The 909-nt window shown below is 64.1% G+C and carries 2 protein-coding genes; both read right to left on the bottom strand.

Annotation, left to right across the window (positions count from 1 at the left end; all coding sequences use genetic code 11):
* Window positions 1-134 precede the first annotated feature (134 nt).
* Window positions 135-605 carry a 30S ribosomal protein S7 gene (rpsG, locus tag AC5RWT_RS37830; protein WP_127511056.1) on the bottom strand — a complete coding sequence of 157 codons (471 nt, stop codon included), beginning with the start codon at window positions 603-605 and terminating at the stop codon, window positions 135-137.
* Window position 606: 1 nt separating this feature from the next.
* The coding region (gene rpsL / locus AC5RWT_RS37835; RefSeq protein WP_494084683.1) for a 30S ribosomal protein S12 at window positions 607-909 on the bottom strand (303 nt) is incomplete at its 5' end.

Below are 909 nucleotides of genomic sequence, written 5' to 3' on the forward strand. Positions count from 1 at the left end.
CCGGCATCGATGTGGGCCATGATGCCGATGTTGCGGACCTTCGTGAGGTCGGTGAGCACGTCCTGTGCCACAATGTCTCCCTTTGTAGGTGAGGGGTGCGACGACGGCGGTTAGCCGCCGTCGCACCGTCTCTGTTACCAGCGGTAGTGGGCGAAGGCCTTGTTCGACTCGGCCATTTTGTGGGTGTCTTCGCGACGCTTCACAGCGGCACCGAGACCGTTCGACGCATCCAGAATCTCGTTCATGAGACGCTCGGTCATCGTCTTTTCGCGGCGGGCCTTCGAGTAGCCGACCAGCCAGCGCAGGGCCAAAGCCGTGGCACGGCCCGGCTTGACCTCGACCGGAACCTGGTAGGTGGCGCCGCCAACACGGCGGGAGCGGACCTCCAGGGTCGGGCGGACATTGTCCATGGCCTTCTTCAGGGCAGCGACGGGATCGCCGCCGCTCTTGGCCTTCACGCCATCAAGGGCACCATAAACGATGCGCTCTGCGGTGGACTTCTTGCCGTCAACGAGAACCTTGTTGATCAGCTGGGTCACCAGCGGGGAGCCGTGGACGGGATCTACAACTAGCGGCCGCTTGGGGGCCGGACCCTTGCGAGGCATATTACTTCTTCTCCATCTTCGCGCCGTAGCGGCTGCGAGCCTGCTTGCGGTTCTTGACACCCTGGGTGTCAAGGGCGCCGCGGACGATCTTGTAGCGGACACCGGGCAGGTCCTTCACACGGCCGCCGCGCACCAGCACGATGGAGTGTTCCTGCAGGTTGTGGCCTACACCGGGGATGTAGGCAGTCACTTCGATGCCGCCGGCGAGCTTGACGCGGGCTACCTTGCGGAGCGCGGAGTTCGGCTTCTTCGGGGTGGTGGTGTAAACGCGGGTGCAAACGCCGCGCTTCATCGGGCTGCCCTT

The organism is Arthrobacter sp. Dra40, from assembly GCF_059091905.1.

Bases quoted from the DNA above. Each gene is read 5' to 3' on its own strand.
- rpsG (WP_127511056.1), bottom strand. From the start codon at position 605: ATGCCTCGCAAGGGTCCGGCCCCCAAGCGGCCGCTAGTTGTAGATCCC.